23 protein-coding genes are annotated in these 22,006 nt (G+C 71.1%); 10 read left to right on the forward strand and 13 right to left on the reverse strand.

Annotation, left to right across the window (positions count from 1 at the left end):
• Positions 1 to 21: 21 nt before the first annotated feature.
• A complete protein-coding gene (locus ACTWQI_RS18825) occupies positions 22 to 957 on the forward strand; it encodes a LysR family transcriptional regulator (protein ID WP_443271870.1) in 936 nt (311 codons plus the stop codon).
• A 207-nt stretch (positions 958 to 1,164) separates the two neighbouring features.
• Positions 1,165 to 3,057 (forward strand): LamG-like jellyroll fold domain-containing protein, encoded by a 1,893-nt coding sequence (locus ACTWQI_RS18830; RefSeq protein WP_443271872.1) that lies wholly within the window; start codon positions 1,165 to 1,167, stop codon positions 3,055 to 3,057.
• Here ACTWQI_RS18830 and ACTWQI_RS18835 read toward each other — a convergent pair.
• The 3 genes from ACTWQI_RS18835 to ACTWQI_RS18845 form a co-directional block, all read right to left on the reverse strand.
• Complete coding sequence (locus ACTWQI_RS18835) at positions 3,041 to 3,433, reverse strand: hypothetical protein (protein WP_443271873.1); 393 nt, start codon at positions 3,431 to 3,433, stop codon at positions 3,041 to 3,043. The two genes, ACTWQI_RS18830 and ACTWQI_RS18835, sit on opposite strands and share 17 nt — an antisense overlap.
• Positions 3,430 to 4,281, reverse strand: coding sequence for an ANTAR domain-containing protein (locus ACTWQI_RS18840; RefSeq protein ID WP_443271874.1), 852 nt, complete (start codon positions 4,279 to 4,281; stop codon positions 3,430 to 3,432). Before ACTWQI_RS18840 ends, ACTWQI_RS18835 begins: the two co-directional genes overlap by 4 nt.
• A 276-nt stretch (positions 4,282 to 4,557) precedes the next feature.
• A complete protein-coding gene (locus ACTWQI_RS18845; RefSeq protein WP_443271876.1) occupies positions 4,558 to 5,046 on the reverse strand; it encodes a GNAT family N-acetyltransferase in 489 nt (162 codons plus the stop codon).
• A 123-nt stretch (positions 5,047 to 5,169) separates the two neighbouring features.
• Between ACTWQI_RS18845 and ACTWQI_RS18850 the strand changes: the two genes are divergently transcribed.
• Together ACTWQI_RS18850 and lnt are read left to right on the forward strand one after the other, a co-directional pair.
• Complete coding sequence (locus ACTWQI_RS18850) at positions 5,170 to 6,219, forward strand: phosphatidylinositol-specific phospholipase C domain-containing protein (RefSeq protein ID WP_443271878.1); 1,050 nt, start codon at positions 5,170 to 5,172, stop codon at positions 6,217 to 6,219.
• A 131-nt stretch (positions 6,220 to 6,350) separates the two neighbouring features.
• A complete protein-coding gene (gene lnt, locus ACTWQI_RS18855; RefSeq protein ID WP_443271879.1) occupies positions 6,351 to 7,940 on the forward strand; it encodes an apolipoprotein N-acyltransferase in 1,590 nt (529 codons plus the stop codon).
• Here the strand turns inward: lnt and ACTWQI_RS18860 are convergent.
• Positions 7,864 to 8,769 (reverse strand): Gfo/Idh/MocA family protein, encoded by a 906-nt coding sequence (locus tag ACTWQI_RS18860; protein WP_443271881.1) that lies wholly within the window; start codon positions 8,767 to 8,769, stop codon positions 7,864 to 7,866. The genes lnt and ACTWQI_RS18860 overlap by 77 nt on opposite strands.
• A gap of 73 nt (positions 8,770 to 8,842) precedes the next feature.
• Here ACTWQI_RS18860 and ACTWQI_RS18865 point away from each other — a divergent pair, with 73 nt between their 5' ends.
• Positions 8,843 to 9,001: a hypothetical protein gene (locus tag ACTWQI_RS18865; protein ID WP_443271883.1), complete on the forward strand. Its 159-nt coding sequence runs from the start codon at positions 8,843 to 8,845 to the stop codon at positions 8,999 to 9,001.
• 26 nt (positions 9,002 to 9,027) lie between these two features.
• Here ACTWQI_RS18865 and ung read toward each other — a convergent pair whose 3' ends face one another.
• From ung to ACTWQI_RS18890, 5 genes are all read right to left on the reverse strand, one after another.
• On the reverse strand, positions 9,028 to 9,696 hold the full coding sequence (ung, locus tag ACTWQI_RS18870) for a uracil-DNA glycosylase (protein WP_443271918.1): 669 nt from the start codon (positions 9,694 to 9,696) through the stop codon (positions 9,028 to 9,030).
• Between the two features lie 111 nt (positions 9,697 to 9,807).
• Positions 9,808 to 10,569, reverse strand: coding sequence for an SDR family oxidoreductase (locus ACTWQI_RS18875; RefSeq protein ID WP_443271885.1), 762 nt, complete (start codon positions 10,567 to 10,569; stop codon positions 9,808 to 9,810).
• 17 nt (positions 10,570 to 10,586) lie between these two features.
• Positions 10,587 to 11,348 (reverse strand): 3-oxoacyl-ACP reductase FabG, encoded by a 762-nt coding sequence (gene fabG, locus ACTWQI_RS18880; protein WP_443271886.1) that lies wholly within the window; start codon positions 11,346 to 11,348, stop codon positions 10,587 to 10,589.
• Between the two features lie 136 nt (positions 11,349 to 11,484).
• The gene (locus ACTWQI_RS18885) at positions 11,485 to 11,880 is read right to left on the reverse strand and encodes a DUF3037 domain-containing protein (RefSeq protein WP_443271888.1); all 396 of its coding nucleotides are present in this window, start codon (positions 11,878 to 11,880) and stop codon (positions 11,485 to 11,487) included.
• A complete protein-coding gene (locus ACTWQI_RS18890) occupies positions 11,877 to 12,701 on the reverse strand; it encodes a HipA family kinase (protein WP_443271890.1) in 825 nt (274 codons plus the stop codon). The genes ACTWQI_RS18885 and ACTWQI_RS18890 overlap by 4 nt, the downstream gene beginning before the upstream one ends.
• 242 nt (positions 12,702 to 12,943) lie before the next feature.
• Here ACTWQI_RS18890 and ACTWQI_RS18895 point away from each other — a divergent pair, with 242 nt between their 5' ends.
• The gene (locus ACTWQI_RS18895; RefSeq protein ID WP_443271892.1) at positions 12,944 to 13,423 is read left to right on the forward strand and encodes a Rieske (2Fe-2S) protein; all 480 of its coding nucleotides are present in this window, start codon (positions 12,944 to 12,946) and stop codon (positions 13,421 to 13,423) included.
• Positions 13,424 to 13,471: 48 nt separating this feature from the next.
• Here the strand turns inward: ACTWQI_RS18895 and ACTWQI_RS18900 are convergent, their stop codons facing one another.
• A complete protein-coding gene (locus tag ACTWQI_RS18900) occupies positions 13,472 to 14,125 on the reverse strand; it encodes a cysteine hydrolase (protein ID WP_443271893.1) in 654 nt (217 codons plus the stop codon).
• Between the two features lie 142 nt (positions 14,126 to 14,267).
• Between ACTWQI_RS18900 and ACTWQI_RS18905 the strand changes: the two genes are divergently transcribed.
• Positions 14,268 to 14,735 (forward strand): pyridoxamine 5'-phosphate oxidase family protein, encoded by a 468-nt coding sequence (locus tag ACTWQI_RS18905; RefSeq protein ID WP_443271895.1) that lies wholly within the window; start codon positions 14,268 to 14,270, stop codon positions 14,733 to 14,735.
• Between the two features lie 51 nt (positions 14,736 to 14,786).
• On the opposite strand, the gene ACTWQI_RS18910 is transcribed toward ACTWQI_RS18905, so the two are convergent.
• Positions 14,787 to 15,692 carry a LysR family transcriptional regulator gene (locus tag ACTWQI_RS18910; RefSeq protein ID WP_443271897.1) on the reverse strand — a complete coding sequence of 302 codons (906 nt, stop codon included), beginning with the start codon at positions 15,690 to 15,692 and terminating at the stop codon, positions 14,787 to 14,789.
• Positions 15,693 to 15,766: 74 nt separating this feature from the next.
• Here ACTWQI_RS18910 and ACTWQI_RS18915 point away from each other — a divergent pair, with 74 nt between their 5' ends.
• Positions 15,767 to 16,822, forward strand: a complete 1,056-nt coding sequence (locus tag ACTWQI_RS18915; RefSeq protein WP_443271898.1) for a DMT family transporter — start codon at positions 15,767 to 15,769, stop codon at positions 16,820 to 16,822.
• On the opposite strand, the gene ACTWQI_RS18920 is transcribed toward ACTWQI_RS18915, so the two are convergent.
• Positions 16,813 to 18,144: an aminotransferase class I/II-fold pyridoxal phosphate-dependent enzyme gene (locus ACTWQI_RS18920; protein WP_443271899.1), complete on the reverse strand. Its 1,332-nt coding sequence runs from the start codon at positions 18,142 to 18,144 to the stop codon at positions 16,813 to 16,815. The genes ACTWQI_RS18915 and ACTWQI_RS18920 overlap by 10 nt on opposite strands.
• A gap of 36 nt (positions 18,145 to 18,180) precedes the next feature.
• On the opposite strand from ACTWQI_RS18920, the gene ACTWQI_RS18925 reads away from it, so the two are divergent.
• Positions 18,181 to 18,843 carry a pyridoxamine 5'-phosphate oxidase family protein gene (locus tag ACTWQI_RS18925; RefSeq protein WP_443271901.1) on the forward strand — a complete coding sequence of 221 codons (663 nt, stop codon included), beginning with the start codon at positions 18,181 to 18,183 and terminating at the stop codon, positions 18,841 to 18,843.
• 103 nt (positions 18,844 to 18,946) lie between these two features.
• Positions 18,947 to 19,375, forward strand: a complete 429-nt coding sequence (locus ACTWQI_RS18930) for a type II toxin-antitoxin system Rv0910 family toxin (RefSeq protein WP_443271902.1) — start codon at positions 18,947 to 18,949, stop codon at positions 19,373 to 19,375.
• Between the two features lie 102 nt (positions 19,376 to 19,477).
• Here the strand turns inward: ACTWQI_RS18930 and ACTWQI_RS18935 are convergent, their stop codons facing one another.
• On the reverse strand, positions 19,478 to 21,805 hold the full coding sequence (locus tag ACTWQI_RS18935) for a glycoside hydrolase family 3 N-terminal domain-containing protein (RefSeq protein WP_443271904.1): 2,328 nt from the start codon (positions 21,803 to 21,805) through the stop codon (positions 19,478 to 19,480).
• Between the last annotated feature and the right edge of the window lie 201 nt (positions 21,806 to 22,006).

Raw genomic sequence — 22,006 nt, forward strand, 5'->3', positions numbered from 1 at the left:
GAGTAGCTAGACTGCTTAATCATGGAGCTGCGGCATCTCGAATACTTCGTCGCCGTCGCGGAGGAACGCCACTTCACCCGCGCGGCCCAGCGACTCCTGGTCTCGCAGTCGGGACTGTCGGCGTCGGTGCGCGCCCTGGAGCGGGAGCTCGGTGCACAGCTCTTCGTCCGCAGCACGCGCAGTGTGGAGCTGACCGGGGCCGGCCGGGCGCTTCTGGTGGAGGCGCAGCGCGCGCTGGGCTGCGTCCGCGCGGCCAAGGAGGCCGTGGCGGCCGTTCAAGGACTGCTGCGCGGGACCCTCTCCGTCGGCACCGAGCAGTGCATTTCCGGGGTGGACGTGCCCGCCCTGCTGGCGCGGTTCCGGCTCCGCCACCCGGAGGTGGAGATCCGGCTCCGGCAGGCGGGCTCGCGGGCGCTCGTCGGCGACGTGGCCGCCGGGCGGCTCGATCTCGCCTTCGTCGCGGTGCCGGGGCAGCTGCCGGAAGGCGTCCGGCTGCTGCCCCTGGCGAGCGAGCCGATGGTCGTGCTGTGCCATGCGGATCACCGGCTCGCCGGCGCGGATACGGTGACCTGGGAAGAGCTCCATGGCGAGCAGTTCGTGGACTTCCATCGCGACTGGGGTGCCCGAGGACTGACGGACCGTGTCTTCGCCGAGGCGGGGACGGAGCGTCAGGTGACCCTGGAAGTGGGAGATGTGCACACCTTGATCGAACTGGTGGGCCATGGGCTCGGCATCGCGGTGGTGCCACGGCCGGTTTCCCGCAAGCCACAGGCGGCCGGACTGTCGGCGATCCCGCTCGCCGGTGCCCCGCAACCGGCCTGGGAGGTGTGCGTGGCCGTTCCGGCCGCCGACCGGGTGGGCCCTGCGGCACGCGAGGTGCTCTCCTCCCTGCCTGGGGGCACTCCCCCTGGAGTTCCTCATGCCACAGGCCAGGGGCCTACCTCCTGGGGGAGGTAGGTCCCCTGGGCCCGACGGCCCGGGGGTGCCCCCAGGGGGAGTGAGTTCACGTACTCTTCCGCCCGCGTTGACAGGCGGTGCACCGCGCCCTTCTCCGTCGCGGCCTTAGCGTGCTCCCCGGGGGTACGCCCCCAGCTACCGCTGGGAGGTGCCCCCACCCAGGCAGTTGGGCCTAGGGGGATCGTGTCGACGATCTCGGGGAGAGCCATGTGCAGTCCGCACCACCAGCCCGGCGGCCCGCAGTCGCTCTCCAGCCGCCGCGGCTTCCTGCGCGGCACCGGGATCGCCGGAGCCACCGTGGCGGGGGTCGCCGTCCCGACGGCGGCCTGGGCGATCCCGTCACAGGACCGGACGGATTCCGGGCGACCGGCCTCCTGGCATCCCGATCCCGAAGACCCCCGGTTCACCCTCGTGGTGATGCCCGACACCCAGTACCTGTTCGACGGTGAGAGCATCCACCCCGAGCCTGTCGAGGCGTCGCTGCGGTATCTCCTGGAGCACGGCCGGGACGAGAACATCGTCTTCATGTCGCACCTCGGCGACATGACCGAGAACGGCAGGGCGAGCGAATTCGGCCCGCTCGACCGGGCGTTCCGGATTCTGGACCGGCACAGGGTGCCGTACAGCGTGCTGGCCGGGAACCACGACGTCGACTCGTCGACCGACGACAGCCGCGGCCGGACGCCGTATCTGGACGCCTTCGGCTCGGACCGCTTCCGTCGGTCGCGCTCGTTCCGGGGTGCCACGCCCGACGGCTACAACACGTACCACATCTTCCGTGCCGCGGGCCGGGAGTGGATGGTGCTGGCCCTGGACTGGCGCCCGTCGCCCGCCGGCCTCGCCTGGGCGCGGGACGTCATCCGCAAGCACCCCAGGACTCCGGTGATCCTCACCACGCACGAGCTCGTGTACGCGAACCGATACGGCGACGAGGCACGGTTCTCCGGCCACGGGCAACGGCTGTGGGACGAGCTCATCGCCGACCACGACCAGATCTTCCTCGCGCTGGGCGGGCACTACTGGCCCGCCGGGCGTACGACCCGGAAGAACGCCACGGGCCGAGACGTCCAGCTGCACATCACCAACTACCAGAACCGCTACTACGGCGGCGCGGCGATGATCCGGCTGTACCGGTTCGACCTTGCCAGGAACACCATCGACGTGCAGACTCTCTCGCCGTGGATCCTCGGCCGCGCGGGTGAGCACCTGAACGCGCTGGAGCGCCAGGAGATCGAACTGACCGGCCCACAGGACTTGTTCTCCGTCCCCGTCGACTTCCGGGAGAGGTTCTCCGGCTTCGCTCCCGTCCCTCCGAGAACGAGCCGGCCGGCGGACCGCATGGTGATCCCCGGGACGGTGGCGTACTGGCGGTTCGACGGCTCACACCGCGCAGGTGAGCCGCTGGAGGACGCCGACGTCGTCCGCGATCTGTCGGGCCAGGGCAACCACCTCAGCAAGGTGTCGGTACCGGGCACCCCTGAGGACGCGCTGTCCTGGTCGGCAAGGCACCATCCCGATCAGCCGGGACACGGCAGCCTGTTCTTCCGCGGCGGCAAAGGCACGCTCAGCGGCGCGTATCTCCGTACGGCTGCCAAGGCTCCGCTCAACTCCGTCACATTCCGCTCGGGTTTCACGGTCGAGGCGTTCTTCAGCCTGCCCGCCGACTGGGACGCACGGCGCCATGCCTGGGCGGGTCTGCTGAGCCGCCGGGGAACGGTCGGCTCGGCAGGGAAGTCCGGTGACCCGGAGGAGCCGGTGGCCACGCTGAGCCTCTCCGACGGTCCCGGTCTGCAGTGGGCGGTCTGCCCTCTGAACACCGACGGCATGGTCACCAACTGGGGCCACGGGCTGGAGCCGGGCGGCTGGTGGCACGTGGCCGTGGTGAACGACGGACGGCGCACGACCATGTACGTGGACGGCTGCTCGGTGGTCCGCAACCCCTCGACCAGAGCGGTGGGCATCACGACACTGGGCCTGCCCTGGCTGCTCGGCGGCTACGAGTACGGCGGGAAGATCGACCAAGTCCTGTACGGGTGGGTGGGGGACGTCCGCATCGTCGACCGGCCCCTCCCCGTCAGCGCCTTCATGACGGGACCGTAGCCCGGTGGCTCAGCCGTAGCCGGACCTGCACCTCCTGGTCGCCGGGCACGACATGGCCCTCCTCCTCGACGCGGAAGGAGCGGGCCAGCGCCTCCTCGATCTGCCGGACGGGGCGGTGGCAGCCGAACAGATCGGCCGTGACCGCACCCTCGAGGACCGTGGGTTCCCGCGTCTCCCCGGGGGTCCGGACATCGTAGGTCTCGATCCACACCATCGGATTGGCCACCTCGGGGGGCCGCTGACGGTGCTCTCTGGTCTCGGCGTTGATGTCCGCCGGGAACGCCGCCCGGAGAACGCCGAACACGGCGTCGGCGTCCCGTGCGGCGCAGTCCGTGAGATGGACGCTGACGTGGGCCGAGTGCTGCAGGGTGGTCATCGGAAGGACTCCTCTGAGGGCGGGTCCTGCACGGCCGGCCGACGCTGGGAGAGACCGCCGTCGGATCCGCTCCGGACGGCCCGCCCGGGTCCGCGGCCCGCGACGGCGACGCCGGCGGTCTCCTCGTCCAGCTGCTCGGCCAGCCGGGCGAGCTCCGCCTCGGCACCGCGTCCACGGCTGCGGACCAGGCCCTCGGCGAGGTCGGACACCTTGCGGTTGGTGTGCTGCGACAGCCGGCGCAGCAGGCTCATGGCGGTCTCCGCGTCGCATCCCAGCACGTACATGACGATGCCGCAGGCCTGGTCGACGAGGGGACGGCTGCGCAGGGCGGTGTCGAGCTGGTCGACCTCGGCCAGGACCTCTCGGTACTGGCGGTCGCGCAGCAGTGAGGTGGTGGCGAGGTCACCGAGGAGGGCGGTCGCCCCGTGTGCCGCTTCCCGCAGGTGGCCGGGGCGGAAGCCGTAGATCGTGAGGGCCAGCGTCAGGGCCTGGCGGCGGAACGGGAGCGTCATGCTGGACCGTACGCCCACGTCCAGGGCGTTCGCCCGGTAGCCGGGCCAGCGCTCGTCGTGCAGCAGGTCCTCCGCAGCGGCCGGAAGGCCGGTTTCGAGCGCGGACGGTATGGGCCCCTCTCCGGACTCCCACTGCACGGTGACGAGGGGAGAGAGGTCGGGGTGGGTGACGGCCGTCGGTGGTTCGCCACGCCCGGCGGCGTCCCGTACGACGATCGTCGCGGTGGCTCCGCAGCAGGCCGGGTTGCACGATGCCGCCTGCTCGGCGAGATCGGCCAAAGCGCCGTCGGGCGGACCTGTCTCCCGGTCGAGCGGAAAGTCACGGCACTCGCTCATGAGTACGCATCCCTTTGCTCGGAACCTGCTCCGATCGTGTGCCCGCCCGGAACCTCTGTCAACCAGGGTCGCCACCCCCGCGGCCGCCTGCCGCCTCACCCGCACGAGGGTCGTCGGGTGCACTCGGTACGGCTCGTCCCTGGAGCGGCGGTCCAGCCTGGGAACGGGTCGCCGCCGCCGCGCTCCGACGGCGCCGTTCGTCCAGGTGGGGGACGCGGGGACCGCCCTGGTGGCCTCGGGCCGTGACGCGGCAGGCCGTCACCCCCGGATGCGCGATCAGAGCCGCCGGTGCATGATGTGCAGCCCCACATACCCCTTGACGGGGTGATGGAAGCCCTCCGGCAGCGTCCCCAGCACCTCGAAGCCGAGCGAACGCCAGAGTGCGACCGCACGCGTGTTGGTCTCCACGACTGCGTTGAACTGCATCGCCCGGTACCCCTCGGTCCGCGCCCAGTTCAGCGCGTACTCCCCCAGCGCCCGTCCGACTCCCCGGCCCGCGTGCTCCGGGGCGACCATGAAACTCGCGCTGGAGATATGCGACGCGGGGCCCATGTGGTTGGGGTTCATCTTGGCCGAGCCGAGGACGGTCCCGTCGTCGTCGACGGCGACGACCGTACGGCCCGGGGGCTCCAGACACCACATCTCGCGTGCCTGCTCCTCGCTGACGTCCCGCGGCCAGGTGTAGGTCTCCCCGGCTGCGACGATGCGGTGCAGGAACGGCCAGATAGCGGGCCAGTCACCCGGTGTAGCTTCTCTGATCAGCATGCTGCTCAGCATGAGGCCGGAAACGGCGGACCGCGAGCGCGTTTCGACCCGGCTGTGCCGACCGGCGCGTCAACTCCCTTACGCTGCTGCCACGTTCATCCCCCACACCGAAAGTGGCATCGCATGCGCAAAATCCACGCCGTCGGTACGGCCGTCGCTCTGGCGGCCGCGGCCACACTCGTCGTCACCACCGCACCGGCCGGAGCCGGGCAGACCGACACCGGTGCGCTCCCCTATGCGGCGAGCACCGCGGTGGGCCTGCACAACGCCTACGAGAAGGCCAAGTACCCGTACTTCGCCGATGCGCTGGACTCCGGGGCAGGACTGCTGGAGCTGGACGTGTGGACCAACGGGCTGAGCAAGAAGTGGCGGGTCTCGCACAACAACCCACTGAGCAACGACAACAACTGCGAGAACGCGGCATCGGCGGCCGAACTGCGCACGAAATCCCGCAATCAGAGCCTGGACGGCTGCCTGGCGGACATCCGCGCCTGGCACGATGCCCATCCCGGCCACCGGCCGGTCCTGCTCAAGATAGAGATGAAGGACGGCTTCAACGACCGGCGCGGGCTCGGGCCCGACGAGTTCGACGCCCTGGTCGGGGCCGAACTCGGGGACGCGCTGTTCCGCCCCGCCGATCTGCTGGGCGGCCACGCCACCCTCGACGAGGCGGTACGGGCCGACGGCTGGCCCGCCCGGTCCGCACTTGCGGGCAAGTTCCTGATCGAGCTGATTCCCGGGACCGTCGAGGAGGGCAATCCCTTCGACTCGCTGTGGACGGACCGCGAGTACGCCGGCCACCTGCGCGACCTCGCCGCCTCGGGGAAACTGCCCCGGGCCACGGCCTTCCCGGCCGTGCACCGAGCCGCGGCGGGTGACCCGCGCAGCCGCTACGCGGACGCGGCACTGCGGCCGTGGTTCGTCGTCTTCGACGGCGACGCGTCCCAATATGTGACCGACACCGGCATCGACACCGCCTGGTACGACCAGCGCCACTACCTTCTGATCATGACCGACGCCCACGCGGTCTCCCCCGCCATCGACGCCGTCCGCCCGGCTGCATCCGATGCGCGGGCGCGCGTCTCGGACCTCGCCCATGACCACGCGAGCTTCGCGACCAGCGACTGGTATCCGCTGCAGGACGTGCTGTCCACAGTCCTCCCGCGCGGATAACCCCGCCATCGGGCCACCGGCTCGGCCGTCGCCGTCTGTCGCCGCTCGTCGCTCTCCCGCACACTGACAACAACTCCCCCAGTCACCGCTGGGTGGCCCCCTGGCCACAGGCCAGAACGACGGAGGGCGGCATGCGGATGTCGGTCGACCGGTGGCGGCGAGCGCTCGCCTCGCCCTGGAAACGGGGTGCTCTCGCAGCCGGTTCGGGGGCTCTGCCGGCGCTCACCTTCCCCGAACCGTCCCTGTGGTGGTTCGCCTACGCCGCGCTGGTGCCCTGGTTACTGCTCGTCCGCTCGGCCCCGACCGGCCGCCGGGCGTTCTTCGACGGCTGGCTGGGCGGGGCCGGATTCATGCTGGCGGTGCACCACTGGCTGGCGCCGAATCTGCATGTGTTCACCCTGATGATCGCCGTCCTCCTCGGGGTGCTGTGGGCGCCCTGGGGTCTGCTGGTCCGCAGGGTGCTGGGCGGCGGGCCGGGGCCGCGCCGCACCGCGGGTGCGCTCGTGCTGATCCCGTCCGGCTGGATGGCCGTGGAGCTGGTCAGGTCGTGGGAGTACCTGGGCGGTCCATGGGGCCTGCTCGGCGCCAGCCAATGGCAGATCACTCCGGCCCTGCGGCTCGCCTCACTCGGCGGCGTATGGCTGGTGAGCTTCTTGATCGTGGCGGTCAACACGGCGATCACCGTAGCGATCACCGTCCCGGCCGGGCGTCAGGCGGCCATGGCCGCGGTGCTGGCGGTGGCCGTGGCGGGCGGGGCGGCTTGGACCTGGGCTCCGCTGCCCGACCGTACGGGCGTGGTGCGGATCGCTCTCGTCCAGCCCGGTGTCATCCAGGGCGGGCCCGACGCCCCGCAGCGACGCTTCGACCGCCAGGAGGAGCTGACGCGGGAACTGGCCGGACGGGACGTGGACCTGGTCGTCTGGGGCGAGAGCGCCGTGAGCGCGGATCTCGAGGGCCGTCCGGACCTGCGGGAGCGGCTGGCGACGCTCACCCGCGCAGTGGGCGCCGATCTGCTGGTGAATGTGGACGGACGCCGACCGGACCGGCGGGGGATCTTCAAGAGTTCGATCCTGGTGGGCCGGGACGGCCCGACCGAACAGCGCTACGACAAGATGCGCCTGGTGCCGTTCGGCGAGTACGTCCCGTTCCGCTCCGTGCTGGGCTGGGCGACGTCCGTGGGTGAGGCCGCGCGCGAGGACCGCATGCGGGGCAACGCGCAGGTGGTGATAGACGTGCCGGACGCCGGCGGGCTGCGCATCGGTCCGCTGATCTGCTTCGAGACGGCGTTCCCCGACATGAGCCGACGGCTGGTGCGCGACGGGACCGCGGTGCTGGTCGCGCAGTCGGCGACTTCGACGTTCCAGCAGAGCTGGGCGCCGGAGCAGCATGCCTCGCTGGCCGCGCTGCGGGCTGCGGAGACCTGGCGTCCGATGGTGCATGCGACGCTGACCGGGGTGAGCGCGGTGCACGGCCCGCGCGGTGAGGCAGTGGGCGGCAGGCTGAGCACGAACAGCAGCACGGCCGTGGTGTACGAGGTGCCGCTGGGCGGCGGCACGAGCCCGTATGTCCGGCTCGGCGACTGGGTGCTGTACGGGTCGTTGGCGGCGCTGGCCGCCTTCGGTGCGTACGAAGGTGGACGGGCCTTCAGAAGGCCTGCTCCTGAGCCTGACGCACCACCCGCTCGCACAGCTCATGGGTCCGCAGCGCATCCTCGGCCGTGAGCAGCTTCCCGGCCCGCACGGCGTCGAGAAAGGCGAGCGTGATCTGCTCGATACCGCGCTGGCGGGCGACGGGCACCCAGTCGCCGCGCCGTCGGACGGTGGGCTGGCCCTTGTGGTCCACCACTTCGGCGAGGTTGAGGACCTGGCGCTTGGTGTCCTGGCCGGAGACCTCGAGGATCTCCTCGGTGGAGCCGCTCATCCGGTTCATCATGCCGATGGCGGTGAAGCCGTGGCCGGAGAGCTGCAGGACGACGTGGTGCATCCGCCCGTCCCGTACCTTCGCCCGGACGTCGATGTGCTCCACAGTGCCGGGGGCGAGGAAGCGGAGGGTGTCGATGACGTGGATGAAGTCGTCGAAGACGAGGGTGCGCGGGTCCTCGGCGAGTCCCACCCGGTTCTTCTGCATCAGGATCAGGTCCCGCGGGTGCTCCAGGCACTGTGCGTAACCCGGCGCGTAACGGCGGTTGAATCCGACGGTCAGGCTGACCTCGTGCTCCTCGGCGAGCCGCACGAGCCGTTCGCTGTCGGCATAGTCATAGGCGAGTGGCTTGTCGACGTAGGTCGGGACGCCCGCCTCGATGAGCCGGGCGACGATCTCGGGATGGGCCGAGGTGGCGGCGTGCACGAAGGCCGCGTCCGGGCGGGCCGCCAGCAGCGAGTCGAGGTCGCCGTGCAGTCGGTCGGCGGGAACGTGGTGGGCGGCACCGAACTGGTCGAGCGTGGAGCGGGAGCGGGTGTGCAGGTGCAGCTCCAGACCCGGCTGGGTGCCGAGGACCGGCAGGTACGCCTTCTGGGCGATATCGCCGAGTCCGATGCAGCCGACCTTCACCTTCGGTCACCTCAGTTCTGCGCCGTGCGCGGGTTGCCTGCTGTGTTCCGTCCGCACAGGCAGCATAGTTGCGGTGCGGTGGACTCCGGTCGGCGTCGCCGTCGAGAACGCTCAGTGGACCGGGACGGCCCGCCGCGCCGCCGCGCGAACCGTCTCCGGCCATCGAACCGCCGCGGTCGCCGGGATGTGCGACCTCGGCGAGCCCTGCGCCTACCCGGCCGCTAGGTCCTGATCGGCCGGACAGGGCCTAGGGCAGGCCTAGTTGAGGTTCGGGATCCGCCAGTCGATCGGCGCGTGCCCGTGCGCAGCGATGGCCGCGTCGATCTGGGTGAACGGGCGGCTCCCGAAGAACTTCTTCGCGGACAGCGGCGAGGGGTGGGCGCCCTGGACCACAGCGTGCCGCCCGGTGTCGATCAGCGGCAGCTTCTTCTTCGCGTAGTTCCCCCACAGAACGAAGACAGCCGGATCGGGCCGCGAGGCCACGGCGCGGATGACCGCGTCCGTGAACGTCTCCCACCCCTTGCCCTTGTGCGAGTTGGCCTCCCCCGCGCGGACCGTCAGCACGGCGTTGAGCAGCAGCACTCCCTGCTCGGCCCACGGCAAGAGAAAGCCGTTGTCGGGCACGGGGTGGCCCAGCTCCTCCTGCATCTCCTTGTAGATGTTCCGCAGCGAGGGCGGGGTCTTCACCCCCGGCCGCACGGAGAAGCACAGGCCGTGCCCCTGCCCCTCGCCGTGGTACGGGTCCTGGCCGAGGATGAGCACCTTCACCCGCTCGTACGGGGTCGCCTCCAGCGCCGCGAAGACCTCGCCCCCGGGCGGATAGACCGGCCCTTCCGCCCGCTCCTTCTCGACGAACTCGATGAGCTCGGTGAAGTACGGCTTCTCCAGCTCCTCGCCGAGGACGTCGCGCCAGGACGCGGGCAGCATGTCGGTCACGTCAACAACCTCCGGTGTGCGATCGGTTCTCCACCAGTTCTCCTCCGGAGAACGTACCGGCGGCCGCTGACAACGACCTCCCCGGGCAGGTCGGCCCGTCGGTCAGCCCACGCCCGCGTTGAGGAAGATGCCGCCGTCGACGACGAGGGTCTGACCGGTGATCCACCCCGAGCGGTCGGAGAGCAGGAACTCCGCGGCTCCGCCGATGTCCTCGGGCAGGCCGAGCCGGCCGAGCGGGTAGGCGGCCGCGGCCTCCGCCTCGCGGCCCTCGTAGAGCGCCTGGGCGAACTTGGTCTTGATCACCGCAGGGGCGATGGCGTTGACCCGGACGCCGGGCGACAGCTCGTGCGCGAGCTGCACCGTGAGGTTGATCATGGCGGCCTTGCTGATGCCGTACGCGCCGATGAAGGGCGAGGGGGCGAGGCCGGCGACCGAGGCGATGTTGACGATCGCGCCGCCATTCTCCTTCTGCCAGGCCTTCCAGGTCTGCTGGGCGAAGCCGAGCGCCGAGACGACATTGGTCTCGAAGACCTTGCGGGCGACCCCGAGGTCGAGCTCGGCGATCGGCCCGAAGACCGGGTTCGTGCCGGCGTTGTTGACCAGGTAATCCACCCGGCCGAAGGCGGCCATGGCGGCCTCGACGGCGCCCGCCTGGTGCGCCTCGTCATGCGCCTTGCCCGGGATGCCGATCACGCGGTCGGCACCAAGTCGCTCGACGGCCTCCTTGAGGGCGTCCTCGTTCCGGCCGGTGATGGCGACCCGGTCGCCTCGGGCGACGAGGGCCTGGGCGATGCCGTATCCGATGCCACGGCTCGCGCCGGTGACGAGCGCGGCCTTGCCGCTGTCCTGAACCTGTGCAGTCATGTCTGTGTCCGTCCTGTTCAGTTGAGCGGGCCGCCGGCGACGTACAGCACCTGGCCGGAGACGAAGCCGGCCTGCTCACCCGTGAAGAAGGCGATGGCGTTCGCCACGTCCTGCGGCTCGCCGGGGCGCTGGACCGGGATCTGCGAGGCCGCGGCTGCCTTGAAGTCCTCGAAGTCCATGCCGACGCGGGCGGCAGTGGCGGCGGTCATGTCGGTGGCGATGAAGCCGGGGGCGACGGAGTTGGCGGTGACGCCGAACTTGCCGAGCTCGATGGCGAGCGTCTTGGTGAAGCCCTGCAGACCGGCCTTGGCGGCGGAGTAGTTGGCCTGCCCCCGGTTGCCCAGCGCCGAGCTGCTGGAGAGGTTAACCACCCGGCCGAACTTCGCGTCCACCATGTGCTTCTGGCACGCGCGCGCCATCAGGAACGCGCCCCGCAGATGCACGTTCATCACGGTGTCCCAGTCGGAGTCGCTCATCTTGAACAGCAGGTTGTCCCGCAGCACGCCCGCGTTGTTGACGAGGATCGTCGGCGGGCCGAGCTCCTCGACCACGCGCGCGACCGCGGCCTCTACCTGGGCCGGATCGGATACGTCGCAGCCGACGGCGAGGGCCTTGCCGCCCGCCGCGCTGATCTTTTCCACGGTGTCCTTGCAGGCCGCCTCGTCGAGGTCGAGTACGGCGACGGCACGGCCTTCCTCGGCCAGGCGCACGGCGGTGGCGGCGCCAATGCCTCGGGCGGCACCGGTCACGATGGCGACGCGCTGCTCGGTGGTGGACATGCGGGTTCTCCTCGCGCTCGAGTAAAGGTGAGCAACCGCTTAGTAGGTCGTTCGACGAAACGCTATGAGCCGTGGCACCCGGTGTCAACGGCCCACGGCACCCGGGCGCCCTCCGCCACCGTGGCAGAGGAGCTGTTCAGCGCACCAGAAGGTCGAGCAGACGCTCGGCTTCGGCCTCCGGATCGACGGTCAGCCCCGTATGCACCGGCCCCGGCTGGACGACCGTACTGCGCGGCGCGATCAACCAGCGGAAGCGCCGCCCGGCGTCGTCGGAGGCCGCGGCGCCCGCCTCCATCCCGCCGCGGCAGACGTCTTCGACGGCGTGCAGCGCGGCGCGTACTCCGTCGAGGTCCACCTCGGGGTCCAGGGCCAGCAGCCGTGCCTCGTCCAGATGAGTGCGGGCGGTCACGAAGGAGCGGGCGCGGCAGTAGACGACCACCCCCGCATTGATCAGCTCACCGCGCTCGACCCGCGGCACGACGCGCAGAACGGCGTACTCGAAGACGTCTCGTCCGCCAGGCAGCCCGGTCATGTCGCGGCCTTTCCGTCGACCCATACGCGGAGCCACTCAGGCGCCTGCGACGGCTTGTCCTCCCGGCGCGGGCCGAGGGTGATCGTGGTGTGCATCGTGGCGGCGCGTTCCGCCAGCGCCTCGACGTAGGCCCGGCGCAGGGCGTCCGGGGACGCGAAGCCCGGCTCGTCCACCAGCCATGCGTCGGGCACATCCGCGGCGACCTCGGCCAGCAGGTCCGTGGTGACGAGCGGCGCCAGCTCGGCGGCGGCCGCCTCGATGTCGGGGCCGTACGGGGCCAGGACATGGTCGGAGGCGTCGTACGGCTTGGCCACCGTGGAGCCGGCGGTCGGCCAATTGTGGTGCCAAATCATGGTGGCGCCGTGATCGATGAGCCAGAGGCGGCCGTGCCAGACCAGCAGATTGGGATTGCGCCAGGATCGGTCCACGTTGTAGATCAGCGCGTCGAACCAGACCACGCGCCCGGCCTCCTGGGAGCCGATCTCGAAGGCGAGCGGGTCGAAGCCGATCGAACCGGGGAGGTAGTCCATCCCGAGGTTGAGACCACCGCTGGCCTTCAGCAGCTCCTGCACCTCCTGGTCCGGCTCGGCGAGACCGATCACAGGGTCGAGCTGAATGCCCACGAGCTCGGGCACGCGCAGTCCCAGCCGTCGGCCGAGCTGCCCGCAGATCACCTCGGCGACGAGCGTCTTGCGGCCCTGGCCGGCGCCGGTGAACTTCATGACGTAGGTGCCGAGATCGTCGGCCTCGACGATGCCGGGCAGCGAGCCGCCCTCCCGCAAGGGCGTGACATAGCGGGTGGCGGTGACTTCGGGGAGCATTCCCCCAGGTTAGAGCGCACAGTTCGGCAACGGCGCGCAGGCCGGTCCGTACGACGATCGCCCGGGTCTCCCACCTGGCGTCGAAGGAGCCGGTGGCCGAGAATCTGCTCCTGCTCCAGCTCGATTTCCTCGAAGAAGGTTCAGGATGTGAACGTCTGAGCTCCACGGTCCGTACAGATCCACTGAACCGGCCGTCGGAGAGCTGGCCACCGAGACGCCCACAGCGAAGGGGACGTACCACCATGACGGGATCTCAGGGGACGGGGCGGACTGCGAGCCGCCGCACTGTGGTCGCAGCGGCCGGGGCCGCCGGTCTGGCTGCCGCGCTCGTCGCATGCGCCGAATCGGGGCCGGGGACGACGCAGCAGCCCGAGGGCGGCGGCGCCCCGGCTCCGTCCGACCCCGCCGCGCCCGAGGGCGGCGAGGCCGGCGGGGGCGCGGTGCTCGGCAAGGCGGCTCAGATCCCGGAAGGCGGCGGGGTGATCTTCAAGGATCAGAAGGTGGTGGTCACGCAGCCGACAGCGGGCGAGTTCAAGGCCTTCTCGGCCACCTGTACGCACGCGGGCTGCCTGGTGAAGGACGTGACCGGGGGCACGATCAACTGCGCCTGCCACGGCAGCAAGTTCGCCATCGCGGACGGCAGCGTGCAGGACGGCCCGGCCACGCAGCCGCTGCCCGGCGCCCAGGTCACCGTCGACGGGGACTCACTCAAGCTGGGCTGAGGCCATCGCGTCCCGCCCGGTTCACGGCCCAAGCCTGCACCGGCCACGTCAGTGCGGCCGGTGTGTCCGGCGCGGCCGCTGCCAGCAGGCCAGGATGGCGTCGGTCGAGGTGATCGTGGCGACCAGGGCCAGGGTGTTGCGCACCATCGCGGGCGTGTACTCGGGGGGTACGCCCGCGATGGCGTCGGCGGGGACCACCGCGGTGTAGCCGAGGTTCACCGCGTCGAAGACGGCGTTGGGTATCGCGACATTCGCCGACACCCCCGCGATGATCACGGTGCGACAGCCGATGTTGCGCAGCAGGGCGTCGACATCCGTCCCGGCGATCGGCGAGAGCCCGTGCAGCCGCCGTACGATCAGGTCGTTCTCCGAGACCGGAACGGGATCCGCGATCCGCACCGCCGTGGAGCCGGTCAGCTGCTGTACGGGCAGCCGCTCGGCGGCCCGGAAGAGGCGGGCGTTGTGGTTCGAGCCGCGCCCGTCCGGGCGCCGCTCGGCCACGGCGTGCAGCACCTGGGCACCGACCTGGTGCGCTGCGGCGGCCAGCCGGGCCACATTGTCGAGCGCTCCGGAGGAACGGGCCTCGCCGGCGAGCTCCGGAAGTGCGCTGTCCGGTCCCACGACTCCCTGTTGGCATTCCACGGTGAGCACCGCGGTGGTCGCCGGTTCCAGCAGCTCCGCGATGCGGTCGTGCTCGGTCATACGCGTCTTCCCCATCGTCCGGCGGCCCCCGCGGCGGGGGACGCTAGTCGCGCTCGCGCGAGGGCGGAAGAGCGCCATTGCGTCCTCGCGGCCGACCCCTCATTATTTCTGACACATCGTCAGGCAGCGGAGGTGGACGGTCATGGTCGTCACACAGCGGCGAGGCCGCCGGATCATGATGACCCAGGAGGAGCTGGACACGTTCCTCGCCGAGCAGCGCACCTGCCGGGTGGCCACCGTGGGCGGCGACGGCAGTCCGCATGTCGGCGCCCTCTGGTTCGCCTGGGACGGCACCTCGCTCTGGCTGTACTCGATCACCCGCAGCCGTCGCTGGGCCCACCTGCGCAACGATCCGCGCCTCGCTGTCGTGGTCGACGACGGCCACGACTACGGCGAGCTGCGGGGCGTCGAGCTCTCCGGCACCGGCGTCTTCGTCGGCGAGGCCCCGCGCACCGGCGAGCCGTGCCCGGAACTCGACGCCCCGGAACGGCTCTTCGCCGCCAAGTACTTCGGCCTGGAGCGGATGCCGCACGACGGTCGGCACGCCTGGCTGCGGCTGACCCCGGACTCCGTCGTCTCCTGGGACTTCCGCAAGATCCTGCAGGCCTGAGGGCGGGGCACGCCGTCGTTCTGCTCACGTCGGCCCGGCCGGAGCGGGCGGTCAGCTCTCGACGCCCTGTGCCGCCCTGCTCAGTGCGTCCACAACGGCCCGGATGGAGGGGCGTCGGTCCGCGTCCTGGCGCCACACGGCGTAGATGTGCCGCCGCATGGTGTGCCGTACCGGCACCACGCGCACCCCGTCGGGCACCGGCCCACGGCCCAGGCGCGGCGCGATGGCGACACCCAACCCGGAAGCGATCAGCGCGAGCTGGGTGTGGTGCTCCTCGGCCATGTGGGAGATACGCGGCTCCACCCCCTTGCCGCGCAGGGTGAACATCAGCCAGTCGTGGCAGAACTCCCCCTCCGGCCAGGAGATCCATTCGTCGTCGGCGAACTCCTCGAGGTCGACCTCGGTGCGGTCGGCGAGCGAGTGGTCGGCGGGCATGGCGACGTCCGCGGGGTCGTCGAGCAGCGGCGCCTTGGCGAGACCGTCGGGCAGCGACAGCGGCTTGTTGTACCAGTCGAGCACCACCGCGAGGTCGATGTCGCCCCGCACCAGCCGGGGCAGCGACACATCCGGCTCCATCTCCTGCAGTCGCACCCGCAGCTGGGGGTGGTCCGCGCGCAGCTGCGCCAGGGCGGCCGGGAAGAGACCCCGCGCCGACGTGGGAAAGGCGCCCAGGAACAGCTCGCCCACCGCCTGGCCGCGGTGCGCCTCCAGGTCGGACCGGGCCAGCTCGACCTGGGAGAGGATGCGCGCCGCGTGGTCGGCGAGCAGCCGGCCGGCGTCGGTGAGCCGGATGCCGCGGCCGTTCTTCGCCAGCAGCTGTTGGCCCGCTTCACGCTCGAGCTTGGCCAGCTGCTGGGAGACGGCCGAGGTCGTGACATGCAGTCCGTCGGCGGCTGCGCTCACCGATCCGTGGCGGGCCACGGCATCCAGGGTGCGGAGGCGGTCCAGGTTCAACATGTAAGCGATTCTAAGCGATAGCGCTTATGAATACTCGCTTGTTCTACGAGGTTTCGGCCAGCATCGTGGTGGTCATGAGCGCAGTCGCCACACCTCGTCCCCGCTCCTCCGACACCCCGGTCACCTCCTCCACGTCTGCTGCCGCACCCTCTCCGGACGCCCGGCGTCCCGCGCTCGACTGGCGTATCCGTTTCGCCCTCCTGTCGCTGATCTGGGGCTTCAGCTTTCTCCTGATCAAGGTCGGGACGCAGGCGTATCCGCCGCTTCAGGTCACCCTCGGCCGGATGGTGTTCGGAACGGCGGTGCTGGCGGCGGTGATCGCGGTGAAGCGGGAGCGGCTGCCGCACGGTGCGGGCACGTGGTGCCGTCTCGCGATCGCCGCGTTCTTCCTCAACGCGCTGCCGTTCTCCCTCTTCTCCTACGCCGAGCTGACGATCCCCTCCACCCTCGCCGGGATCTGCAACGCCACCACACCGCTGTGGGGCATGGCGCTGTCGTTGGTCGCGCTGTCCGAGGACCGCCCGACGCGGCGCCGGGTCGCCGGCCTGGGCATCGGTTTCCTCGGCGTGCTGACGGTGCTGGGCGCCTGGCAGGGGTTCTCGGGGCAGGACCCAGCGGGCACGGCCATGGCGCTGATCGCCTCACTCAGCTACGCCGTGGGGTGGATCTACGTCCGCCGCACGCTCAGTGGCACGGGCAGCTCCAACCTTTCGATGGCCGGGGCACAGCTGTTCCTCGGCACGGTGCAACTGGCCGTCGTCACCCCGCTGTTCACCTCCTTCCCGACCTCCTTCCCCGTCCTTCCGTTGCTCGCCGTGGTGGCGCTCGGGGCGACGGGCACGGGCTTCGCCTTCCTGCTGCAGTACGGCTTGGTGACCGAGGTGGGGCCGACCACCGCGACCCTGGTGACGTACTTCATCCCGGTCGTCGCGACGGCGGCGGGCGTCCTGCTGCTCGGCGAGCGACTGACCTGGAACACACCGGTGGGCGCGCTGATCGTGCTCACCGGGGCCGCCCTGACGCAGAGCCGCTGGACCGGCGCGCGCGGGAGCAGCGGACGGAGCGAGGCGCCCGGCGCGGGCCGGACGCGGTCGCTGCGGGCGGTCGCCCGTCGCGGCTCTCACTCGTAGCGCTCCGTGGGAGCCGGGCCGGTCGCGGCCGCCAGAGCGTCGGCGACCGGCCCAATGTCGTCGTCGGCCAGCGGCGACACGGTGACCCGTACGCCAGGCGGCGAGGACGTCCGGAAGCGTGCGCCGGGGGCGACGGCCCAGCCCGCCTGCAGCAGCCGCGCCACGGCCCCCGTCTCGTCGGGCACCGGCACCCAGACGTTCATCCCGCTGCGGCCGTGCGCGGCGATTCCCCGCTCCCGCAGCGCTCCGACCAGTGCGTCCCGCCGGGCGTCGTACGACGCGGCGACGGTCCGGGGGTTCACCGCGTGCGTCACCCACAGGTGCACCACGGCGTCCTGCAGGAGGTGGCTGACCCAGCCCGGTCCGAGCCGCTGGCGGCCGCGCACGCGGTTGACGGTGAGCTGGTCCCCGGTCAGCACGGCGAGCCGAAGGTCCGGCCCGTACGCCTTGGATGTGGAGCGGACCAGCGCCCAGTGAGCCGAGGTTCCGGCCAGGGGGTGGAGCCGGAGGTCGGCGATGCCGTGACCGTGATCGTCCTCGACGAGCAGCACGTCGGGGTGGGCCGCCAGCATCGCCCTCAGCTCATCCGCCCGGGCCGCGCTCACGGCCGCGCCTGTGGGGTTCTGGGCGCGGCCGGTCACCACGAGCGCTCGGGCGCCCTGCCGCAGCGCGCGCTCGCCGTCCTGCGGCCGCGGGCCCTCGTCGTCGACGGCGACGGGCGCGGCACGCAGCCCGAGGGCATGGATCAGGTCCAGGAGGCTGCCCCAGCCGGGGTCCTCGACCGCCACGACGTCGCCCGGCCTGAGGTGGGCGATCAGCACCCGTTCGATAGCGTCCAGCGATCCGGACGTGACGGCGACAGGACCGTCCGGCACGCCGTCCGCGTCGAAGGCGGCCCGGGCGAGGCCCTCCAGCTCGGGGCCGATGGCGGCGTCGCCGTAGAGAGCGGGGCGGCGGGCGTAACGGGACCCCGCCACGGCGAGCGCCTCCCCGAGAGAGGGCAGCAACGCCGGGTCCGGATTGCCGGTCGACAGATCGCGGACGCCCGGCGGGACGTCGACACGCAGCCACTCGCGCGGCGCGCTGGCCGGCCGGGAACGCACACGGCTGCCACGACGGCCGGCGGTCTCGATGACTCCGCGGTCGCGCAGCGCGCGGTAGGCCGCCGCGACGGTGTTGGGATTCACGCCCAGCTGCTCCGCCAACTGGCGAAGCGGCGGCAGGAGCTGCCCCGGGCTCAACTCACCGGCCCCAATGGCACGCTCCACACTCGCGGCGATCTCGGCTGCGCGACGCCCCTCGATTCGATATCCTCCTAGCACAACACTTATTATGCACTAGAGCAAAGAGAGATCGCCATGTCGGAACCCGCCGCCTACGAGCCCACCGAACGCACCGTCCCGACCCGCTCCAGGGAGCGCGCGACCTACGACCGCGCGCTCGTCCACGCGGTGCTCGACGAGGGCTACGTGTGCCACCTCGGCTTCGTCCGGGACGGCGCGCCCGTGGTCCTCCCGACGCTCTACGGCCGGGTTGGCGAGCGGCTGTACATCCACGGTTCGACCGGCTCCCGCCCCCTGCGCATGGCCGGTACGACGGCCCCCGGCCTGCCGGTGTGCGTCACCGTCACCCATGTCGACGGCCTGGTGCTCGCCCGGTCGGCCTTCCACCACTCCCTCAACTACCGCTCAGTCGTCGTGTACGGCATCGCCCGCCAGGTGACGGATCCGGCCGAGCGCGCCTCCGCGCTGGACGCCCTGGTCGACCACGTGCTCCCCGGCCGCGCCGACGACTCCCGGCGCGCCGACGCCAAGGAGCTCGCTGCCACCGCCGTCCTACGGCTCGACCTGGAGGAGGTCTCCGCCAAGTTCCGTACCGGCGGTCCCGTCGACGAGCCCGAGGACGTCTCGCTGCCCTACTGGAGCGGCGTACTGCCGGTCATAGGCGGCTACGGCACGCCGGTCCCGGCGGACGACCTCGACCCGTCCATCTCCATGCCCGCCTACGTCACCGCCCGCTGAGCAGGCGTGCTAGAACCTGACGCTCCATCAGTCTTGCGCCTTCGAGGCAGGGCGATTACGTTCCGCGGGCGCCCGACGCAGCAGATGGAGAAGGGATGGTCGCATGGCCGAGGTCAGCGCGGAGGCACGGATTGATGCACCGCCGGAGAAGGTCTGGGACCGGCTGACGGACTTCTCCTGGTACGGGCAGTGGAACGCGACGCACACCGGATTCCCAGCGGGCGCTCCCGCCACGCTCGCGCCGGGGGCGACGTACGAGGAGAACATGAAGCTCATGAGCTTTCCGGCCGAGGTGACCTGGACGGTGGAGGCCTGCGAGCCCGCCCGGCTGCTGCACACCGTCGGAAAGGGGCCGATGGGAGTGAACCTCGGGATGCGGTACAGCCTCGCACCGGACGGGGACGGCACGCGGGTGCGTATCGACGGGGAGTTCACGGGCGCCGCGGTGTCCCTCATGGCGGGCAAGCTCAAGGACTCGGCGACCGCGGCTCTGGAGGAGTCCCTGCGGAAGCTGGCCGGCCTGCTCTCGTAGTCCCGCCCGTGAGCGCCCGCGCCATCGGCATCCGCACGGTTGGGGGTGGGTGCACACGCCGAAGGGGGCGGCCCGCGCCCGGAGCCGCCCCCCTGCGCGCCTTCAGCGGACGGTCAGATCCGCCGTCCGGCCACCGGCTGTGAACGTGTACGCGCCTCGCTCGACCCGCGGTGTGCCCGCGCCGTCGAGGTCGCCCGGCGTGACGGCAAGCACCCGCGCCGGCACGGTCAGCGTCACCGTCCTGGACTCCCCGGCCTTCAGGTGCACCTTGGTAAAGGCCACCAACTTGCGCGCCGGCGCCAGCACATCGCTCACCGGCCGCGAGACGTAGACCGGGACCACCAGGTCGCCGTCCCGCTTCCCGGTGTTCGACACCGTCGCCTTCAGCCTCACCGGCTCCCCGGCCTTCACGGACCGCTGGCCGGCATCCAGTGACGTGACGCCGTACGTCGTGTACGAGAGCCCGTCTCCGAAGGCGTATGCGGCGTCATAGGCGGACTCGGGACCGCCGTTGGTGCCCGGCAGTTGCTGGTAGTACATCGGCTCGTTGCCGATCCGCTTGGGCCAGGAGACCGGGAGCCGTCCGCTCGGATTCACCTTGCCGAACAGCACGTCCGCCACCGCGTGGCCGCCCTCGGTACCGGGCAGCCAGGACATGAGCAGGCCCTCGGTGCCCGCCGCGTCACCCAGGGCCAGCGGCCTCCCGGCGATCATGACGACCACGACCGGCTTGCCGCTCGCCTTCAGCGACTTCACCAGTGCCTGCTGGTCGGCGGAGAGCTCCGGCCGCGGGGTGTCCGCCGGGCCCTCGGCGCCGGCCTTCTCACCGACCACGACAACGGTGAGGTCGGCGCTCTTCGCCTGCTCCGCGGCATCGTCGGCGGTCTTCGCGTGCACGACGTCGGTCCCCTTGGGCGCAGCCCCCTTGATGCCTTCGAGGACGGTGGTACCAGGGATCTTCACCCCCTCCGGAACCCCTTGCCATCCAATGGTCCAGCCGCCGACCTGGTCGTTGATGTTGTCCGCGTACGGCCCGGCGACGACGATCTTCTTGGCGCCGGTGGAGATGGGCAGCGTGCCGCCCTCGTTGCGCAGCAGCACCTGGGAATCGGCGGCCGCCTTGCGCGCGAGGTCCTTGTCCGCGCCGAGCACGGCGTCGTCGGCCTTGTCCGGGTCGACGTACGGGTCCTCGAAGAGGCCGAGTTCGAACTTCAGATGCAGGATCCGCTCGACGGACTGGTCGATGCGCCGCTCCGAGATCAGGCCGCGCTTAACGGCGGCCAGAATCCCGTCGGTGAACTCCTGGGCGTGGTACGGCTCCATGGCCATGTCGACGCCCGCGTTGACCGCGAGGGCGATGGCTTCGGGGTAGTCGCCCGCGACCTTGTACTTGGTCTGCAGGGCGCGGATGTCCTCCCAGTCGGTGACGGCCAGGCCCCGGAAGCCCCATTGCTGGCGCAGCACCTTTGTCAGCAGGTAGCGGGAGCCGGTCGCCGGAACACCGTTGATGGCACCGGAGTTGATCATGACGGTCTTCGCCCCCGCCTCCACGGCGGTCCGGTACGGGGCGAGCAGGGTGTCCTGGAGGTAGCGCATCGACACATCGGCGGGCACCCGGTCGTGGCCGTTCATGGGCTCGGAGTAGCCGCCGAAATGCTTGAGGGTCGCCACGACCTTCTTCGCGCCCTTGGCGTGGTCGGTGCCGCGGATGGCCGCCTCGGCCAGGGCTCCGGCGAGCAGCGGGTCCTCGCCGTAGGTCTCGTAGTAGCGGCCCCAGCGCTGGTCGCGGGCGAGGTCGGCCACGGGCGAGAAGTTCCAGTCGATGCCGGTGGCGGCCACGGCACGGGCGGTGGCCGCACCGGAGTCGCGTACCGTGCCGGGATCCCAGGTGGCGCCGAGGCCGATCTGGTGGGGGAAGACGGTGGCGCCGAGCACGTTGTTGTGGCCGTGTACGGCGTCGACGCCGTACAGCAGGGGTATGTGAAGACGGGACTTCTCGACGGCGTACTTCTGCACCGAGTTGACCATGCGGGCCCACTCGGCGGGAGTGTTCTTCTTCGGTGCCATGCCGCCGCCGGAGAGGATCGATCCGACAGCGTTGTCAGCGATCACCGACTTCATGCAGGACTCGTTCAGGTCGCCACCGCTCCACTCGCAGTCGCCCTGGATGCGGGAGACGGCTATCTGGTCCATCTGCCCGACCTTCTCCTTGAGTGTCATGCGCTCGAGGAGGTCGTCGACCCGCTTTGCTACGGGTGCCCGGGCGTCGAGGTATGTCGGCCCGTCGGCCTCGGCGGGTACCGAGGCCAGCGTCGCCACGCAGGCCGTGACCGTGATGAGCACCGCCGCGCCGCGATGGCCGGATCTGTTCGTGGTGCTGGTTCTTGTACGCGTTCGGAACGCCGCCGCGGAGCGGTGCAACAGTCTCATGAGGACTCCGTTTCCTGGTCGGGGACCGGGCGACCGGAGTCTTTACCTCCTCTGAGACCGCGTCAAGATTGGTCTAAGCCTCTTCACATGGCCGGAATCCGACCGGTGAGGCCGACGCGGCGGACCCCCCGGAACCCACCGGGGCCGCCAACCCTCCCCTCCCTTCCCCGCTCCCCTTCTCCATCCCCTTCAGCGAGGAAG

This window comes from Streptomyces sp. KR80 (assembly GCF_052245555.1).
In the GTDB taxonomy this organism is placed as follows: domain Bacteria; phylum Actinomycetota; class Actinomycetes; order Streptomycetales; family Streptomycetaceae; genus Streptomyces.

Coding starts and splice junctions, on each gene's coding strand:
- ACTWQI_RS18825 (WP_443271870.1), top strand. CDS start 22: ATGGAGCTGCGGCATCTCGAATACTTCGTCGCCGTCGCGGAGGAACGC.
- ACTWQI_RS18830 (WP_443271872.1), top strand. CDS start 1,165: ATGTGCAGTCCGCACCACCAGCCCGGCGGCCCGCAGTCGCTCTCCAGC.
- ACTWQI_RS18835 (WP_443271873.1), bottom strand. CDS start 3,433: ATGACCACCCTGCAGCACTCGGCCCACGTCAGCGTCCATCTCACGGAC.
- ACTWQI_RS18840 (WP_443271874.1), bottom strand. CDS start 4,281: ATGAGCGAGTGCCGTGACTTTCCGCTCGACCGGGAGACAGGTCCGCCC.
- ACTWQI_RS18845 (WP_443271876.1), bottom strand. CDS start 5,046: ATGCTGATCAGAGAAGCTACACCGGGTGACTGGCCCGCTATCTGGCCG.
- ACTWQI_RS18850 (WP_443271878.1), top strand. CDS start 5,170: ATGCGCAAAATCCACGCCGTCGGTACGGCCGTCGCTCTGGCGGCCGCG.
- lnt (WP_443271879.1), top strand. CDS start 6,351: ATGCGGATGTCGGTCGACCGGTGGCGGCGAGCGCTCGCCTCGCCCTGG.
- ung (WP_443271918.1), bottom strand. CDS start 9,696: ATGCTGCCCGCGTCCTGGCGCGACGTCCTCGGCGAGGAGCTGGAGAAG.
- ACTWQI_RS18875 (WP_443271885.1), bottom strand. CDS start 10,569: ATGACTGCACAGGTTCAGGACAGCGGCAAGGCCGCGCTCGTCACCGGC.
- fabG (WP_443271886.1), bottom strand. CDS start 11,348: ATGTCCACCACCGAGCAGCGCGTCGCCATCGTGACCGGTGCCGCCCGA.
- ACTWQI_RS18885 (WP_443271888.1), bottom strand. CDS start 11,880: ATGACCGGGCTGCCTGGCGGACGAGACGTCTTCGAGTACGCCGTTCTG.
- ACTWQI_RS18890 (WP_443271890.1), bottom strand. CDS start 12,701: ATGCTCCCCGAAGTCACCGCCACCCGCTATGTCACGCCCTTGCGGGAG.
- ACTWQI_RS18895 (WP_443271892.1), top strand. CDS start 12,944: ATGACGGGATCTCAGGGGACGGGGCGGACTGCGAGCCGCCGCACTGTG.
- ACTWQI_RS18900 (WP_443271893.1), bottom strand. CDS start 14,125: ATGACCGAGCACGACCGCATCGCGGAGCTGCTGGAACCGGCGACCACC.
- ACTWQI_RS18905 (WP_443271895.1), top strand. CDS start 14,268: ATGGTCGTCACACAGCGGCGAGGCCGCCGGATCATGATGACCCAGGAG.
- ACTWQI_RS18910 (WP_443271897.1), bottom strand. CDS start 15,692: ATGTTGAACCTGGACCGCCTCCGCACCCTGGATGCCGTGGCCCGCCAC.
- ACTWQI_RS18915 (WP_443271898.1), top strand. CDS start 15,767: ATGAGCGCAGTCGCCACACCTCGTCCCCGCTCCTCCGACACCCCGGTC.
- ACTWQI_RS18925 (WP_443271901.1), top strand. CDS start 18,181: ATGTCGGAACCCGCCGCCTACGAGCCCACCGAACGCACCGTCCCGACC.
- ACTWQI_RS18930 (WP_443271902.1), top strand. CDS start 18,947: ATGGCCGAGGTCAGCGCGGAGGCACGGATTGATGCACCGCCGGAGAAG.
- ACTWQI_RS18935 (WP_443271904.1), bottom strand. CDS start 21,805: ATGAGACTGTTGCACCGCTCCGCGGCGGCGTTCCGAACGCGTACAAGA.